The organism is Anaeromicropila herbilytica, assembly GCF_016591975.1.
GTDB lineage: Bacteria > Bacillota > Clostridia > Lachnospirales > Lachnospiraceae > Anaeromicropila > Anaeromicropila herbilytica.
In genome coordinates this window covers 715,022-732,619 of record NZ_AP024169.1, presented here as the reverse complement: position 1 = coordinate 732,619, position 17,598 = coordinate 715,022, and the positions used below count along the sequence as shown (strand labels likewise).

The following is a 17,598-nucleotide window of genomic DNA, read 5'->3' as shown; positions in this document are numbered from 1 at the left end:
AGTATACCTTGTATCCATAAATTAAGGAGAATCGTACATTATGATAAGAAACACTATATTTGGTAAATGGTATAAACATAATATCCACAAATGGATACCCGCATATGCTCTACTTTCTCTAATTGCATGCTTTTCCTTTAATAGCTTTGTCTATTGGGGAACACAGATTCTTGGAAAGAATGTATATCATTACGATCTTACATCATCCCTAGATCGCAAAGTTCCGTTTATGAAAGAATGGGCGGTAATATATGTTGTGTGCTATTTGTTCTGGGTGTTCAATTACATTTTGATATCCCGAGAAAGCAAAGAAAAATGGTATCGCTTTGCATCTGCTGATATAATGTCAAGAATAATCTGTGGAATAATATTTATTCTTATTCCCACGACGAATATTCGTCCACAAGTACTAGGAAATGATGCATTTAGTCAGTTAGTACGCTTTGTCTATCACACAGATGCACCCACTAACCTATTTCCGTCGATTCACTGTCTTGTAAGCTGGTATTGCTTTGTTGGTATTCGTAAAAGTAAGAAGATTCCACTATGGTATAAAATATTTTCATGTATCTTTGCTCTACTAGTTTGTGCTTCTACTCAATTTATAAAGCAACATTACTTGATAGATATTGCAGGCGGTGTACTTATTGCAGAGTTGTGTTTTTATATTACTCATCATACAAATTTTTACCTTGTTATTGAAAGATTCTTTGACTGGATTGGTCAAAAGATATTCGGGGCTAACTATTATGATGAATAAACGAAATAGTATTTTGAACGTGATCTTTTTAGTGATTGTATTTGCAATCACATTATATTATATTTTTCATGGTCAAGATATGCATACTCTTCTTAATTACATAAAAAATACGGATGTTAGATACTGGTTCTTAGCTGTGATATGTGTAATCCTCTTTATTGGATGTGAATCATTAATCATTTATTATATGATGCATACAATTCAACAAAAAATAAGTCTTTTACATTGTTTTCTCTACTCTTTTGTTGGATTTTTCTTTTGCAACATTACACCCTCGGCAACAGGAGGACCACCAGCACAGCTTTATTATATGAAAAAAGATAAGGTACCTCTACCTATAGCAACATTGGTTCTTATGATTGTTACCATCACTTACAAACTTGTTCTAGTAGCTATCGGTTTAATTGTAATAATTATACGACCGTTCGGTATTATGCACTATCTTAGTCCGGTACTAGGTATTTGCTATCTTGGCCTTTCGCTCAATATAATTTGTGTAGTATTTATGGTTTTACTTGTCTTTCATCCGACCATGACTAGAAACTTGCTTTTGGGAATTGTAAAAATACTAAAGAGTCTTCATGTTATGAAACAGACAGATTATCTAACTAAGAAAATTGAGCATGCATTAAAACAATATCAGGATGTAGCGATGTACTTTCGTACTCATAAATTAGTTGTTATGAATGTATTTATCATTACAATATTCCAGAGATTGTTACTTTTTTATGTCACATATTTAACTTACTTGTCCTTTGGTCTTCATGGTACAGGTATCATTACTATTATAACATTACAAGCGATGATATCCGTTGCTGTTGAGATGCTTCCTCTTCCTGGTGGAATGGGAATTAGTGAAAAATTATTTCTTATGATTTTTACACCACTATTTGGAAACCTCACATTGCCAGCTATGGTTGTAAGCAGGGGCTTAAGTTATTATACTGAATTGATTATCAGTGCATTGTTTACAATTGTCTCACACTTTGTAATAAAAGAAAAAATCGAAAGGGTAAAATAAAAATGATAGGATTTTATGATTATACAGTAGTACTTACATATATTAGTCTGATATGTTCTGTGTTCGGAATTACACAGGCCATGAATGGGAGATTTAGAATCGCAATTGTCTGTCTAGCATTATCTGGGCTTTGTGATATGTTCGATGGAAAAATTGCAAGAACCAAAAAGGACCGCACCAATGATGAGAGGTTATTTGGTGTACAAATTGACTCATTATGCGATGTAATATGTTTTGGTGTATTTCCTTCTATCCTCTGCTATGTTCTTGGGGTACGTGGAATATTGGGTGGAGCTGTTATTTCCTATTATTGTGTTTGTTCCGTTATTCGACTTGGATTCTTCAATGTCCTAGAAACCAATCGTCAAATGACAGAGGATGGTTCAAATAAGTATTACTATGGCTTACCTATAACCTCAATTACCATAATACTTCCTTTAGTATTCCTTATCCATCTGTTTATTCCAATCGAAACATTTCGATGGATTCTACTTATTACGCTTTTTGTTGTAGGTACACTTTTCATTACTAATTTCAGACTAAAAAAACCTTCGAACCAATTACTATATACATTTGTGCTAATTGTAGCCTGTGCTGTTATAATATTTGTAGTTTCTTTTAAACATCACAAGATACATAAACCTATTCATCATAGCATATTCATGGAAAAGATATTAGAATAGAGGAAAGAGAAATGAAATGTATTGACCGCAATGGAAATGAGATAAAACAAGACGATGCACAAAATAAAGTTTTATCTTTTTTATATCATACAAAGCTTGGAAGAGTCTTACTTACTATTCTAGTAAGACCAAAAGTATCAAAAGTTATGGGTTGTTGTCTTAGTCTTCCAATATCGAAGTTACTAATCTCTCCTTTTGTTAAAAGGAACAAGATCAATCTCGATGAATATGAAAACCAAGAATATTCTTCTTATAACGATTTCTTCACAAGAAAAATCAAAGAAGGTTGTCGCAACATTGACCATCATTCAAACCATCTAATAGCACCATGTGATGGTAAACTAAGTGTATATTCAATTACCAAAGATGCTCGTTTTACAATCAAGAATACCAAGTATTCTATGGAAAGCTTACTTAGAAGTAAAAAATTAGCCAATCGTTATGAGGGTGGAACACTTCTTCTATTTCGTCTTACAGTAGACGATTACCATCGTTACTGTTATATTGATAACGGAATAGAAACGAAGAATTATCGTATACCCGGTGTATTTCATACGGTAAATCCTATTGCTAATGATGTGCTCCCAATATATAAAGAGAATACCAGAGAATTCTCTATTTTAAAGAGTGATAATTATGGAAGTGTTCTGACTATGGAGGTTGGCGCTTTACTTGTTGGTAGGATTGTAAATTATCATGTTAAAGAGGAAGTAATCCGTGGCGAAGAAAAAGGGAAATTTGAATTTGGCGGATCTACTATCATCATATGCTTAGAAAAAGACCAAGCAATCATAGATGCAGATATCTTACATAATTCTATAAACGGAATTGAAACGGTAGTTAAGATGGGTGAAAAGATTGGTGAATCCATTCATTAACATGATATATAATAAAAATTACATTATTATAGTATAGAATCAAAAAAGTCACTTATGATATTCATTTAAGAACTATCATTAGTGACTTTTTTATAAGTATTAATCCTCTAAATTAGTATATTTAGTACTAAGTACAATAATATCAATACGTCTATTCTTTTCTCTTCCCTTTGCTGTTTTATTATCAGCAATTGGCTTAGTATCACTATAACCAACAGGCACAAGTTTCTTTGGTGATATTCCACACTTGTCTATAAATAATCTTACAACACTTGAAGCTCTAGCAGATGATAATTCCCAGTTCGATGGATAAATATTATTCTTAATAGGGATATTATCAGTATGTCCTTCAATACGTATATTCTTATTTAATTCTTTTATCTTCAGTGCTATCTTAATTAATCTCTCTTGATTCTTAGGCGCAATATCTGCACTTCCAGAATCAAAAAGGATTGCATTCTTCAGACTGATAACAAGTCCTCTTGTATCAATACTAGTTGTTACATCACCAGACATTTCTTCTGCTTTAAGTTGTTGATCAATTTCCTTCTCAAGTTCTTCCAGTTTCTTAGCTTCATATTCGCCTAGAGCCTTTTCAACTTGTTCTTGTGTTATAGTACTATTTTCACTTTCAGTATTCTCTGATGAATCCACCTCTGGAATACCATCGATGTTTGGTTTTATTACGGAATTTCCCTTTTCAGGCATAACGCCATTACCTACACCAGCAATATTCTTCGAAAAAGCCTCTGCCATTGCATCTGCTTTGGTTTGATCTACTTGACTAACTGCAAATAGTACGATGAATACTGCTAATAATAAGGTCATTAAATCCGAATAGGGAAGTAACCATGCTTCACCAGCTTCTTCTTCTTGATGATGCTTTTGCTTCTTCTTAGACATGTATCATCCCCCTAACCCTGATTCAGTTCCTTAAGTATTCTATCTTGTTCAGATTGTGAAAGAGCTGCAAGTAATTTTTCCTGTAAGATGGCAGGAGAATCACCGCTTTGAATAGATAATATTCCTTCTGCTGCTAGCTGTTTCAATGCAGCCTCTTCTTTACTCTTTACTTTTAATTTCTTTGCAAACGGATTCCATAAAACGTATCCGGTAAATATACCAAGTATTGTTGCGATAAAAGCTGCTGATATTGCTTCTGACATCATTTCCACGTCATTAATATGAGACATGGCTGCGATAAGACCAAATACCGCACCTAAAACTCCTAGTGTTGGAGCGTACATTCCTGCTGATGAAAATATACTTGCATTTACTTCATGCCTTTCCTCCATCGCAGAGATTTCAGCTCCTAGTATATCTTCAATAAGTTCATCATTCATACCATCGATTACCATACGTAGTCCTTTTTTGATAAAAGGATCCTCAATAGTATCCAGTTGTCCTTCTAATGCTAAAAGCCCTTCTCTTCTGGCAGTACTTGACAACCCAACCATCATTTTGATCAGTTCAGCTTCTGACATTCTCTTTTGCTTTGTAAAAAGTATTTTGAATAACGTTCCTAAACACTTAAGATTCTTACCTGGGTATGAATTTAATATAGTAGCGATAGTACCAACAATAATTACAAAGAATGCTGCTGGATTCAAAAATACTGTAAAGCTAATACCTTTAAATATCATTGCTCCAATAACAGAGATTAATCCTACTATAACCCCCAGTAGTGTAGTAATTTCCATATCTTCCTCTCCTTTCAATTTAAACGCATTTTATATGCATAATTAACTAAAATGCCTTGGTATCTATGATACTTATTCAAAGATTTATAACTATGCAAACGATTTATAGATTTCTGCGTCGAAATATACACTATTATAATACTTCAATTTACCAATTTTGTCACGGACCTATTTTTGTAAATATGCAAGAAAAAAGGAATAAATTTCAGATTTCCCCTATAATTTGCTCTCACGCTGTGATAAAATGCAATTCATTTACATTTATTTTCATTATTATACAATATTACTAATTATCACTTTCTATCATTAATTCAATCATTTGAGTTTCCAAGTCATCGATGATTCTATTTTTTTCTTCTAATTTCTTAGCTGATAATTGCATATCCTCATTAAACTTATCTTCCTTATTTCGTAATTCTTCAAACTTGGAATTAAGTGTATTTTTATTTTGTTGAAGATTTTCGTTCTTTTCTATTAACTGCTGTATTAATATTTCTTGTTCTTGGACTTTTTGCTTATGAACTTCTAACATTTTGTACTTTTCTTTTGATTCCTCCCTATTATGTTCTACATTATCTTTGAGCTGCTTCACTTCATATGTAAGTTCTTCCTTATCATTCCTAATTTGAATTAATTCTTCCTGATTTTGATTAAGAAGTTCTACATATTCTACTTTTTCTTTCTGATGATTCTCTACCTTTTCTTCTAATTCTAAGACTTGCTGAATTAGTCCTGATTTTTCATTTATAAGTTCTTCTTTTTCATTTATTCTTCTTTTTATTTCTTTTATGAGTTCTTCTTTTTCTGTTTCTAATCCCTCATTTTCTTTTGTTAGCTTTTCTGTTTCCTTTTCTAACTTACCGTTTTCATTTGCTAGCTTTTCTGTTTCCTTTTCTAACTTACCGTTTTCATTTGCTAGCTTTTCTGTTTCCTTTTCTAACTTACCGTTTTCATTTGCTAGCTTTTCTGTTTCCTTTTCTAACTTACCGTTTTCATTTGCTAGCTTTTCTGTTTCCTTTTCTAACTTACCGTTTTCATTTGCTAGCTTTTCTGTTTCCTTTTCTAACTTACCGTTTTCATTTGCTAGCTTTTCTGTTTCCTTTTCTAACTTACCGTTTTCATTTGCTAGCTTTTCTGTTTCCTTTTCTAACTTACCGTTTTCATTTGCTAGCTTTTCTGTTTGATTCTGTAATGTTAGGTTGTTTGCCTTTGCAGACTGTAATTCTTGATTAACCTCTTCGATTTTATGACCTGACAATTCAACTAATTCTTCAAGTTCACTCACTTTAGATGCCAACTTTTTCTCAGTAGCTTTTAGATTCTCTTGGTATTTAATTAATTGTTCTTTTTCCTGCTTTTCTTTTTGTACCTCAACTGAGACACGCTCAAGCTCTTTCTTTTGCTCTTCATATGTAAGTTTGAGCTTCTCGATTTGGTTACTTAGATTAAAGTTCTTCTCCTTTTCTTGCTCTAACTCAGACGTTACTTTAATCTGCACCATTTCATGATGTTCTTTTTCTTCTTGTATTTTCTTACTTTTAAGTATACTATTCTGTAATTCATTTTCTAATTTCATATAATCATCTTTGTACTTAATAAGTTCTGATTCCAGCTTGCTTTTATTATGTACTAATTTGTCATACTCAAGCTTATTCTTATTTAACTGATCGTTGGCTTGTAATAATCCTTCTCTTGTTACTTCTAATTTAGACATTGAATCCTTTAATTGTATCGTAACCTTTTCGAAGTTTTGCTGAACATTTTCTGATTCACGCTTTCGTTCTTCATATTGTGTCTTCGCATCTAATAATTCTTCTTTCGTTCCTTTCACTTCTACTTCTAATTCTTCAATTCTATCATTTTTATTATTTATAAGAATAACTTTCTCGTTCATATCTAACTCTAAGTTATTTATCTTGTCTGTAAGTTCTATAATCTCATTGCTTTGTTTTGAAAAAATAGTTTCCGCTTCTTCCAATAATTTAGCTAATTCTTTTTTCTCATTTTCTGTCACTTCTAATTTTTCTTGATCAGATATTCTTTGACTGTCACTTGCCTTTAACTGTTCTTCTATTTCGCAAACTGCCTTTTCCTTTTCTTTTACCGTCCTTAATAAACTATCCTTATCCTTGTTCAATGCCTTTAATTTAGAATCATATTCTGCAATATCTTTATTTAAGCTTTCTATCTGTTCTTCTCTTTTGTTTACATATTCCTCAACCTCAGTTGTAATCTCGTTATACTTCGCTATCTCACCTTGGAAGAATAAGACCTTTTGCTGCAACTGTTTTATTTCTTGCTCACGTCTATCTAATCTAACCTTAACATTTTCATAATTCTTATTCAGATTCTCTATTATTATTAAACTTTCATCATAATCCTGCTCTATCTTTAATAAACGTTGTTTTTCTTGTCTTGTAACTATCAATTTATTTCCCATGCCTTTCAATTTTATGACCCAATATAATTATAAGCTCATACTAGTAACCTTTTTCATCCGCTATACTTAACCCAACGGGTATTATGGATACTTATTATACTTGTTTTTCTCCTAAAAATCCATGTTATTTGACACATTTTTATGATCTTTTTATATCTAAATTAAAGTTATAAAGATAAGTAACTCTACTAATAAGCTTATAGAGACTAATTTAAAGTAAAACAGCAACATATGCCCCATATAATAAATATATTTGGGACATATATTGCTATCTTCGAAAACTTGTTTATTAATAAATGGTTAGGGTGTAAAAGTCATTCTCTACATAAATTGTGTATATTGATGTATAATTATTAATTTTGGCGTAGTCCGACTGAAAGTAACGCTTATATTTTGTCAAGACTCAAAGCGAAAGCAGGAACGTGAGTGAGTAAAGTTTATAAATAAACTTGTCACTTGTTATGAGGCTTGTAAAAAATATGTTAAGTTTGTTTTGTAAACTTTTTAAAGGAAAGGTAGCCAAAATTCATAATTATACAGCGATATACACTCAGTGAACTAAAAAATGACTTTTGACACCCTATCCATAATCATAAATACTCTCCATACTCACAACCAACATGTTTGATTTCGATATGATCTACCAGAGTCTTTTCACTACCATTTCTATGATATAGACGTATTGTTCCAAAGCCAGTTCCTCCATTCCATAATCTATTATGGAGTTTCTTACCATTTGGTGCTTCATAATTTATCAATAACATTTCCTCTACTGGGCATTCCAATGTAAGTTCTAATATGGATTCTTTGTTCAGAGCTGTAAGTTTCCACGTGTTTACCTGATCTCCTTCTCTGAAACTAAATTTAATCTTTGATCTAGTCCAAAATTTTGAGAAATTGTAATCATACATTCGACCTTCATAATACAGTCCTCCTAGAAGCTTTCTATCAAGAGATACACCCATAACTTTAGGTCTACCACCACCGAATTCTACTGCTGAATTATTTAGTATCTTGCCTGATATAAGGCTTTTCATATGACAACTACTAATCCATAACCAAGGTGATGTGAAATCTGAACCCCAGTTTTTATCTGCATAACCAAAAGATTTATTAGCTATAATATCATATACTTCTCCATCCAATATTACTTCCCCAGAATACTCCGTCTTTATTCCCTCAGCATGCCAAAACATTTCAAAGGCGTTCAATGTTCGAAATAACCTTGATGCTCCATATCCAACATGATAGGCAATCTTCTTATGTATCTTAATGTCCCATATCATCTCACCTGCATCGGACATATATTCTTTATGCTCGCACACTTGATTAGGTGTTATACCGCAAGACCCCTTCATATGACGTTCAGTAAGACTGCAATTTCCAATCGTAATATCTAATTGATTATTCGAATAGGTGAATTCAGATATAGGGTAAAAATTATTAATCTGACGTGCATTTTTCCCCCAACATCCAACCTTAATCATTGCATAAGAAGGTCGAATTCCCTTTTCCTTATTCTCAGGTAATTGGCCTAGTATAGCTTTGTCACCACCTATAGCAGGATTGCATACAAAGTATTCAATAAAAAATGTCTTTGGCTCTCCTGTCTTTTTGTGATATCCCGTAAAGTTATGCCACCACCAATCATACCCTTTCTTTGCTAAGGGACCTTTCAACATATAATAATCTCTGCTAATATCACTTTTATTCAATTGATTTTACCTCCAATCTTGACTGAAAGATTTTTTATAATTGTATTATTTACACATTTCTATTTTACTTTTTCATTTATTTCTTTACATCATCTTCCTTATTACTTTTCCTTATTTATAATTCCATGGTATCATAAAACATTATAATTTACAATTTATGATACCTATGCTGAGGTCTTCCAACTCTACCGTACTCCACCAATTTATCAATCTTATTTTCACTCTCCATATACTCGAGATATCTTCTAACTGTTACCCGTGCAATCCCTAACTTTTCTGCTAGTTCCTCTGCTGTAAAATCTTCTTGATTACTTTTTTCAATTTCTGTCCAAATTGTTTTATAAGTATATTTATTCAATCCTTTCATAAATTCATCTTCGCTTACCAATATACCAGAACCTGATTTCAACATATCAAGGTCTTTCTGTTCAATAATATCAACTTTTTTAAACTGCTCATATCTACTTTTAAACTTAACAAGTGCTTCCTTTAGTCTTTCAAAACTAAAAGGCTTAATCAAGTAATCTACCACTCCATAGCGTAAAGCCTCTTGAATTCTTTCAATGGATTTATCCGCTGTTATTAATATGATATCAATATCTATCTCCTGACTTCTGATCCATTTCAATAAATCAATTCCATTTTCCTTAGGAAGGTATACATCAAGTAGAATTAAATCAGGTTTTTTAAGTTTGATATACTTTTTTGCTTCCTCAAGATTAGGAACTGCCATATACAATTTAAAACCATCAATTCTCTTTAAAAATTTCGTATTTATTTCTCTAACCATTGGATCATCTTCCACTATCATTACTTGTATCAAACTCATCACCTCTTGCCATTGGTATTTTTATCTCCCATAGAACACCTTCACTTACAGTTAAATTAATTGTTCCATTAAAATCATCAATTATTTTCTTAACAATATACATTCCATGTCCACGCTGTCCCTCTTTGGTTGAGAAGCCCTGATCATATATTTTATAAGTGAATTCCGGTAAAATTCCAGGTCCATTATCCTGAACATTCAAGCTAAGATATTTATTATCTTCTACAATTTTTATACTGATAACGCCAGTTCCATCATTTTTAACTGCATCCATAGAATTTTCTATTAAATTGCCAACAACCGATACAATTTCTTCGGAAGTCATATACCTGGGTAACATTGATAACTTTGAATCTTCATCTATCTTTAACTTAACCCTGCATTCTTCCGCTTTGTTATATTTAGATAACAGTAAAGCAGATAGGGAAGTATCTTTAATATTATCCGTCAGAATGTTACTAATCTTATTTCTTACTTTGGCTATATCTGATATAAATTGAAGCGCTTCTTCATACTCCTCTAACTGTATTAATCCAGCTATCGTATGAAGTTTATTCATAAATTCATGATTTTGTGCACGCAAAGACCATGCCATCTTCTGGACACCAGTTAATTCTTCTGCCATTCTAGTCACCTCTGTTTTATCGCGAAAACTTGCTATTGCACCTACAACCTTACCTCGATTAAATATGGGAATACGGTTTGTCATAATGATGGTATTATGAATTCTTTGCTCCATCTCAAATTCAGCAGTTCCAGACTCAATTACATTCATCATACGCGTATTCGGAATGACATCCTCTATGTTTTTCCCCATAATATATTCCTTATTAACAGTATCCTCAAAGTGCATTATTGTTAATGCTGAATCATTAATTAATGTAATCCTCCCCTTATAATCTACAGCTACTAGTCCTTCATGGATTGCATCTAGAATTCCCATCTTTTCATTATATAATTTTATAATTTCTTCCGGCTCTAGACCAAGTAATGTATTCTTAATATTCTTAGATAATAAAAAAGCGCCTAGGATTCCTGCCATCAAGCCACCAAAACCTATAAAAATAATATAAAATATTGCAGTATGTTTTGCTCTTTCAATACTATGCGTAAGCGTACCAGCACACACAAATCCTATCTCATTATGATTCTTGTCATAGATTGGCGTAAAAGCCCTTAGAGATTGACCAAGAGTTCCCGTTGCCTCAGAAATGTAGGTTTCTGCATACTCCAGTACTCTAATTTCATCTCCTCCAGCAAACTTCTTACCTATCATGTTATGATTTGGATGGGAATAACGGATCCCCCCCTTGTCAGCCACAATAATATACTCAACCTGTGCTAAATTCTTTAGCTGCATTTCAACGAAAGGTTCTATTTTATGTTGCGCATCCTTGGTTGTAAGTTCCTCTACTATTTCAGAAGAATGAGCTACCATCTCAGCGACATTCATTATATTTGTTCTCACCTTACTTTCGATATTACTCGACATCCATGAGGCTACAAATGGAATGATAACCAAAATAGGAACAAACACTGCCGTGATAATCAATAATGTAATCTTCGTCTGCAGCCTCATTTCTCTATTCATAATTAGACACCTCCTTTATAATATAAACACTAGGAATAGAGCATCAAAAGGCTAGTTTAAAAGGCTTTTGACACTCTATTCCTAATATAAACTCAGAACAGTGGAAGACTATAGTTACTATAGTCTTCCACAATATCTATGTTTTATGAGTGAATATGATGTGATTAATAAAATTACTTCTCTGATAATCTTCAATTAACTTCAATTAGCCTATACCACTATTTTATCCATCTTCTTCTGTTTCTTATCTCTTAGAAGTTTAAAAGCAAAAGTTACAACTAGTGGGCATACTATAGCAGATACTACACACGCTGCTGCTACTTGTGCGGTTGCAACTGATACAATGGCTGCAAGTGATGGATCTGCCGCTGCTACTGCTGCTGGAGTTGCTACTGCATTACCAGCAGTTGATCCAGTAGCTAGACCAATGATAGGTTCTTCTTTGAAGAGTTTAAGAAGTACATAAGCACCAACACCTGTAAATCCAGCGATTAATCCTAATAATATACCTGGCCCACCTGCTTGAATGATATTATCAAGGTTCATTCCTGCACCAAGTGGGAATGAGAAGAATGGGATTAATAATAATTTACTACTTCCAAGAAAGGCTCTCATGTCCTTATCAAGGTTACCTAATATCATACCAATAACAATTGGAACCATAACCGCTACTAATGACATAATAGGAATTTGAGCAAGTCCTGATGCTCCTAATGCTACTAAGGTGAAAAATGGACCATCTTTTAAGGATAATAAAGCATAAGCACCAACATCTGTTTCATCACCATACTGTGAAGCTAATGATGCATATAATCCGCCATTACAGTTAGTTAAGGCTGCAAGAATTGCTAAAGGTGATAAGCCCAATACACCAGCAGGTCCAAATACTTTACCAACAAGAATACCAATGGAGGCACCAACGATGAATTTACCTGTTATTAATAACGCACCTTTCTTTAAAGCTTTTGGTGCCAATTTAAAATTAATCTGTGAACCAATCAAGAACATAAAACATGCTAAGATTGTTGAAGAAGCTGACTTACTAAATAATGCAGTCGTGAACCCTCCTATATTTAATACTTGTGGGAAAAATGTATTTGTTAATACACCTAAGAATAATGGAACTACCATCATACCGCCTGGAATTTTATCAAGTGTTTTCTTAATAGGAATTTGCATATTTTTATCCTCCTTAGATTATATAGTCTCTTGCCCCATAAAGTTCTTACTTATATTCTAGCTACTCCTGTTTCTCTTGCAGCTTTTTTAATTGCATCTGCTACATTTGCTGCAACTGTTCTGTCTAGTGCATAAGGTATTACATTATCTTCATTTAGATCTTCCTCTTTTACCATGGAAGCAATTGCGTATGCAGCTGCAAGTTTCATCTCTTCATTGATTTCTTTTGCCCTGACATCCAATGCTCCTCTGAATATTCCTGGGAAAGCAAGAACGTTATTTACTTGATTCGGGAAGTCAGATCTTCCTGTTCCGATTACTTTTGCTCCTGCTGCCTTTGCTTCATCTGGCATAATTTCTGGTGTAGGATTGGCCATTGCAAATAGGATAGAATCCCTATTCATGCTTCTTACCATATCCTGATTTACGATACCAGGTGCTGATACTCCAATAAATACATCTGCTCCTACCAAAGCATCTGCCAAAGTACCTTTAATGTTCTCTGGATTCGTTACCTTTGCAAGTTCTTTCTTAGCATCATCTACATTTTCAATTCCTCTATAAAGAATCCCTACTTTATCGCAAGCAATTAGCTTCTTAACTCCAGAAGCAAGTAACAGTTTTGAAATTGCTGTTCCCGCAGCTCCTGCACCATTCACTACAACTTTGATCTCTTCTATCTTCTTATTCACTACTTTTAATGCATTGATGATACCTGCAAGAACAACAATTGCAGTTCCATGCTGGTCATCATGAAATACTGGAATATCAAGCTCCTTTTTCAGTTTTTCTTCAACCTCAAAACATCTTGGTGCTCCAATATCCTCTAGATTAATACCGCCAAATCCTGGAGCGATAAGCTTTACTGCTTGTACTATTTCATCAACATTTTTGGTATCTAAACAGATTGGGAATGCATCAACCCCTGCAAATTCTTTAAATAGAATTGCTTTTCCTTCCATAACTGGAAGTCCTGCTTTTGGTCCAATATCTCCAAGTCCTAGTACCGCTGTTCCATCTGTTACTACCGCAACAAGATTTCCTTTGGAAGTATATTTATATACATTTTCTTCGTTCTCATGAATTTTTCTACAAGGCTCTGCAACCCCTGGAGTATATGCTAAACTTAGATCTTCTCTTGACCTTATTTCAAATTTTGAAACCACTTCAATTTTTCCAATATTCTTTTCATGTAATTTTAAGCTCTCTTCATAATAATTCATAATAACTTCCCTCCAACGCTTCATCATTTTGTCTTTGTTTGCTACGAGTAAATCATAACATCTGCAGTAATTTAATGAAATATTTTAAACTTTAAAAACATGTTATGGTCATAAAGAACACTTTGTAGGATAATTAACAATGTTTATTATGCATTTTTTACAGAAATACAGCATAAAAAGAGACCACTCTTCTATTTTTCAGATAAGTGGTCTCTTCCATATTCTAATTTTAACCCTTCACTAACAATCTATAACACTTGTTCAACGGATGGTTACAGTTATTTTAATTACTCTATATTTTGCATCTGCTCTATAATCGTGCTTTTTTTCTGCATCATCCTATTCACAACAAGTGGTATCATAATACATGCAAATATAATGATAAGGAATACTATCATACTTTCCAATATTGGTATCCTCATTCCTAAATGATATCGATTTGTTGCTTTAAATACCAGATAACTAATCGGGCCTCCGAATAGAATCGACATGACAATCGAGATTATTCCATATCCAAACCCTTCGAGAACCAGCACTTTTTTAATCTGCTTCTCTGTCATACCAATGCTCTGTAGTATTGCAAATTCCTTTACTCTACTTTGTATACTTGTTGCCATCATATTACAGTAATTCAATACTGCAAGAACAGCTAAAATGATTCCAAGTCCTCCACCAATAATTCTCATTTGATTTTCAGAATGTTTCATCTCATCAAAGTCGTCTAATTTGGAATCAATCGATATTTCCTTCACCTTACTAAAAATTTGCTTAATCTTTTTATCCATACTCTTGGTAAAAGGTTTCGTATAGTTCACATCAATAAGCTCATATGTTGTTTTTCCTAATACATCTTTTGTTAGCTTATCACTTACAACAATATCAGGTGTCCATCCTGCTGCATATGTATTAGGGGCATTATTAGTTGAAGAAACAATTTTAATCGAATATTTTTTTGAAGTTCCACATGGAATATAGTTTAACTCTTTCCCTACTGCTTCCTTTGCAGAGAATCCCAACATGTCAGTTACTATTCCTACTTTTCCAGCCATAAATTCCTTCTTATTCACCTTATGTTTTAAATCCTTATTCATATTATCAAATCCTGTTTCATCAATTCCAACTAATTTTGCTTTAAAATCATTACTGATTCCTTTTTCTTTATAGTGTTTTAATTGACCTGCAAATTCAGGAGGAATATATACAAACTTACTAAGTCTATCATAAAAACCTTTCAAAGTTGTTTTATCATATAAAAGATAAACATTGGATGATATAACTTTACGTATGGCAGAAACGCCATCCAAAGACTGTAATTTTTTCAAATCAGACTCATTAAATATTTCTACAGTATGATCTGAATCGACTGTTTGATTTAGTAATCGAATATCATAACTATAAGAATTATTCAATATATTCTTTGCAGTATTACTTTTCACTAAGGTATTAATACATAGAAATGAGGTGAGAGCAATAAAGAGTGAAAGCAATATCATTGTCGCCTGTTTTTTATTCCGAAACATATTTCTCCAAGCGATATATGTAATCTTACCTCCGTTGGTACTTTTCCTTTGTTTACGCTTTGAACTAACAGCTGTATATTTCGCAGCCTCAATTGGCGATATATTGCCCGCTATAATAGCAGGTTTTCTACAACTAATATAAACAGTAATAAAAGAAAATAATACTGCTCCAATCAATACACTTGGATGTAACACAACATTTTGCTCCGCTCCTAAGGTTGGATTGGCTACTTTAAGAATATATGGAACAATACGAAAAGATATCATCGAACCGAAAACCAATCCCAACGGAATACCTATGATGGAATTCCATAGCACTTGTTTATGAATTAGTTTTTTTATCTGCTTCGATGTCATACCTAGTGTTTTTAACTGACCAAAGAAACGAATTTCCTTCGATATTGATATGTAAAGAATATTATATATAAAGAGATATCCACTAGTTACAATAAGTAAGAACATTCCACCAATACTTGCTACAAACTTAATAAAATTACTCATCGTTTCAGAATCGAAAAAGATTACCTGATTATTTCTAAGCCCAATGTTATCTCCTAGTACTTTTATATCTTTATTACTGTAGATATGATTCTTAAGTGTTATATACATATATCCATTTGCTAAATCTGTCAATTTCACTCCCGTCTTATCATAGAATTCTTTTGAGACACACCCCTCTTTGCTTCCCGTGTAATCCTTATAATAGCCTGATAGAATGAATTGCTTTTTATATCGTATATCTTCACTCTCATTTTGCTTTAGTGTATAGTATCTAACTTCTATTTTCATTCCTAGCTTAGGGTGGTTGATCCCTAGCTCTTTTAAAGCCATTGTTGACAACATGACTTCATCTTCCTTACTAGGATAGGAACCTTTTATAGATTCAACTGCGGGAATACATTGCTTCTTCCAATTGATCATATCATTCCAGAATAATCGTATTTCCGTTTTCTTATCCTGATACTTATCTATAATGGCACATTTCACACCTACTCCTGCATCTTTAATCTGATCTAATTGTCTTGCTCTTGTAATCTGATCTTTGTCGGGTTCTGGTAATGCAACATCATATTTCATACCCTCCATTCGGACATTCCGATTGGTAACAGCATCCCAATAATTAATCCCCATACTGCATATCGTTGTTATCATAAAAGTAGTTAGAAGAATTGCAATCACAGTAAAAAAGTTTTTCTTTTTACTTGCATAATATTCTTTTTTAGCCATTCTAGTAACAACTTTCTTATTATTTACTTTTATCATCTACTTCGTATTCCCTCCATAGATTTTTCCGTCCTCTATCCGTATGATTCTTTCAGCCATCTGTGCAATTTCACTATTATGCGTAATCATAACAACGGTCTGTTGAAATTGTTCACTGGTTATTTTAATTAACCCCAGTACATTTTGACTGGTATTACTGTCAAGGTTACCTGTTGGCTCATCAGCAAGAACAATGGCAGGCTTAATTGCGAGCGCTCTTGCAATTGCTACTCTTTGTTGCTGTCCGCCTGATAGATTTCCAGGCATTACATACTTTTTAGACTCTAATCCTAAAACCTTTAATAACTCATTGATAAACTTTTCATCTGGCTTTATTCCATCTAGCTCAATTGGTAATACAATATTTTCATACACATTAAGTAACGGTAACAAATTATAGTTTTGAAATACAAACCCAACTTTACGACGCCTAAAAATGGTTTGCTCATCTTTTGATAATTCCGAAATATCAATTCCATCAATAATTACTTTTCCAGAGGTGGGATTATCTAATCCACCTAGCATATGTAACAAAGTTGATTTTCCGCTTCCAGAGCTTCCTACTATGGATACGAACTCCCCTTTTTCTATCTTTAGATCAACCCCATCTAAAGCTTTGACCATGGTATCTCCTGATCCATAATACTTTCTTAGATCATTTGTTATTAAAATACTCATATAATAATTCCTTTACATATCGCAGGCTGACCTTCGATACTGCCACACGTAAAAAAGAGTGATAGAATCCACATGTGGCATCCTTTCCTAATATAGTTGAAATTGATTTAATATCAAT

At 33.0% G+C, this 17,598-nt stretch carries 14 protein-coding genes; 4 read left to right on the top strand and 10 right to left on the bottom strand.

Annotation, left to right across the window (positions count from 1 at the left end; all coding sequences use genetic code 11):
• Window positions 1–40: 40 nt before the first annotated feature.
• Genes bsdtb5_RS03065 through bsdtb5_RS03050 form a run of 4 tightly spaced genes read left to right on the top strand, consistent with a single transcriptional unit; the run spans window position 41 to window position 3,342 of the window.
• Window positions 41–760 (top strand): phosphatase PAP2 family protein, encoded by a 720-nt coding sequence (locus tag bsdtb5_RS03065; RefSeq protein WP_271714586.1) that lies wholly within the window; start codon window positions 41–43, stop codon window positions 758–760.
• The gene (locus bsdtb5_RS03060) at window positions 750–1,781 is read left to right on the top strand and encodes a lysylphosphatidylglycerol synthase transmembrane domain-containing protein (RefSeq protein WP_271714585.1); all 1,032 of its coding nucleotides are present in this window, start codon (window positions 750–752) and stop codon (window positions 1,779–1,781) included. The genes bsdtb5_RS03065 and bsdtb5_RS03060 overlap by 11 nt, the downstream gene beginning before the upstream one ends.
• A gap of 2 nt (window positions 1,782–1,783) precedes the next feature.
• Window positions 1,784–2,464 (top strand): CDP-alcohol phosphatidyltransferase family protein, encoded by a 681-nt coding sequence (locus bsdtb5_RS03055; protein ID WP_271714584.1) that lies wholly within the window; start codon window positions 1,784–1,786, stop codon window positions 2,462–2,464.
• A gap of 11 nt (window positions 2,465–2,475) precedes the next feature.
• A complete protein-coding gene (locus bsdtb5_RS03050) occupies window positions 2,476–3,342 on the top strand; it encodes a phosphatidylserine decarboxylase (protein ID WP_271714583.1) in 867 nt (288 codons plus the stop codon).
• Window positions 3,343–3,441: 99 nt separating this feature from the next.
• Here the strand turns inward: bsdtb5_RS03050 and bsdtb5_RS03045 are convergent, their stop codons facing one another.
• From bsdtb5_RS03045 to bsdtb5_RS03000, 10 genes are all read right to left on the bottom strand, one after another.
• Window positions 3,442–4,245: an OmpA family protein gene (locus tag bsdtb5_RS03045; RefSeq protein WP_271714582.1), complete on the bottom strand. Its 804-nt coding sequence runs from the start codon at window positions 4,243–4,245 to the stop codon at window positions 3,442–3,444.
• Window positions 4,246–4,256: 11 nt separating this feature from the next.
• Window positions 4,257–5,042: a flagellar motor stator protein MotA gene (motA, locus tag bsdtb5_RS03040; RefSeq protein ID WP_271714581.1), complete on the bottom strand. Its 786-nt coding sequence runs from the start codon at window positions 5,040–5,042 to the stop codon at window positions 4,257–4,259.
• 286 nt (window positions 5,043–5,328) lie between these two features.
• Entirely contained in the window at window positions 5,329–7,470 is a 2,142-nt protein-coding gene (locus bsdtb5_RS03035; protein ID WP_271714580.1) for a coiled-coil domain-containing protein, read from the bottom strand.
• A 602-nt stretch (window positions 7,471–8,072) separates the two neighbouring features.
• Entirely contained in the window at window positions 8,073–9,197 is a 1,125-nt protein-coding gene (locus tag bsdtb5_RS03030; RefSeq protein WP_271714579.1) for a tocopherol cyclase family protein, read from the bottom strand.
• Window positions 9,198–9,345: 148 nt separating this feature from the next.
• Window positions 9,346–10,020 (bottom strand): response regulator, encoded by a 675-nt coding sequence (locus bsdtb5_RS03025; protein WP_271714578.1) that lies wholly within the window; start codon window positions 10,018–10,020, stop codon window positions 9,346–9,348.
• Window positions 9,992–11,617 carry an ATP-binding protein gene (locus bsdtb5_RS03020; RefSeq protein ID WP_271714577.1) on the bottom strand — a complete coding sequence of 542 codons (1,626 nt, stop codon included), beginning with the start codon at window positions 11,615–11,617 and terminating at the stop codon, window positions 9,992–9,994. Before bsdtb5_RS03020 ends, bsdtb5_RS03025 begins: the two co-directional genes overlap by 29 nt.
• Before the next feature lie 210 nt (window positions 11,618–11,827).
• Window positions 11,828–12,790: a 2-keto-3-deoxygluconate permease gene (locus bsdtb5_RS03015; RefSeq protein WP_334297405.1), complete on the bottom strand. Its 963-nt coding sequence runs from the start codon at window positions 12,788–12,790 to the stop codon at window positions 11,828–11,830.
• Between the two features lie 56 nt (window positions 12,791–12,846).
• Window positions 12,847–14,019: an NAD(P)-dependent malic enzyme gene (locus bsdtb5_RS03010; RefSeq protein ID WP_271714575.1), complete on the bottom strand. Its 1,173-nt coding sequence runs from the start codon at window positions 14,017–14,019 to the stop codon at window positions 12,847–12,849.
• A gap of 287 nt (window positions 14,020–14,306) precedes the next feature.
• Window positions 14,307–16,802 (bottom strand): ABC transporter permease, encoded by a 2,496-nt coding sequence (locus tag bsdtb5_RS03005; protein ID WP_271714574.1) that lies wholly within the window; start codon window positions 16,800–16,802, stop codon window positions 14,307–14,309.
• Window positions 16,803–17,480, bottom strand: coding sequence for an ABC transporter ATP-binding protein (locus tag bsdtb5_RS03000; protein ID WP_271714573.1), 678 nt, complete (start codon window positions 17,478–17,480; stop codon window positions 16,803–16,805).
• Window positions 17,481–17,598 lie beyond the last annotated feature (118 nt).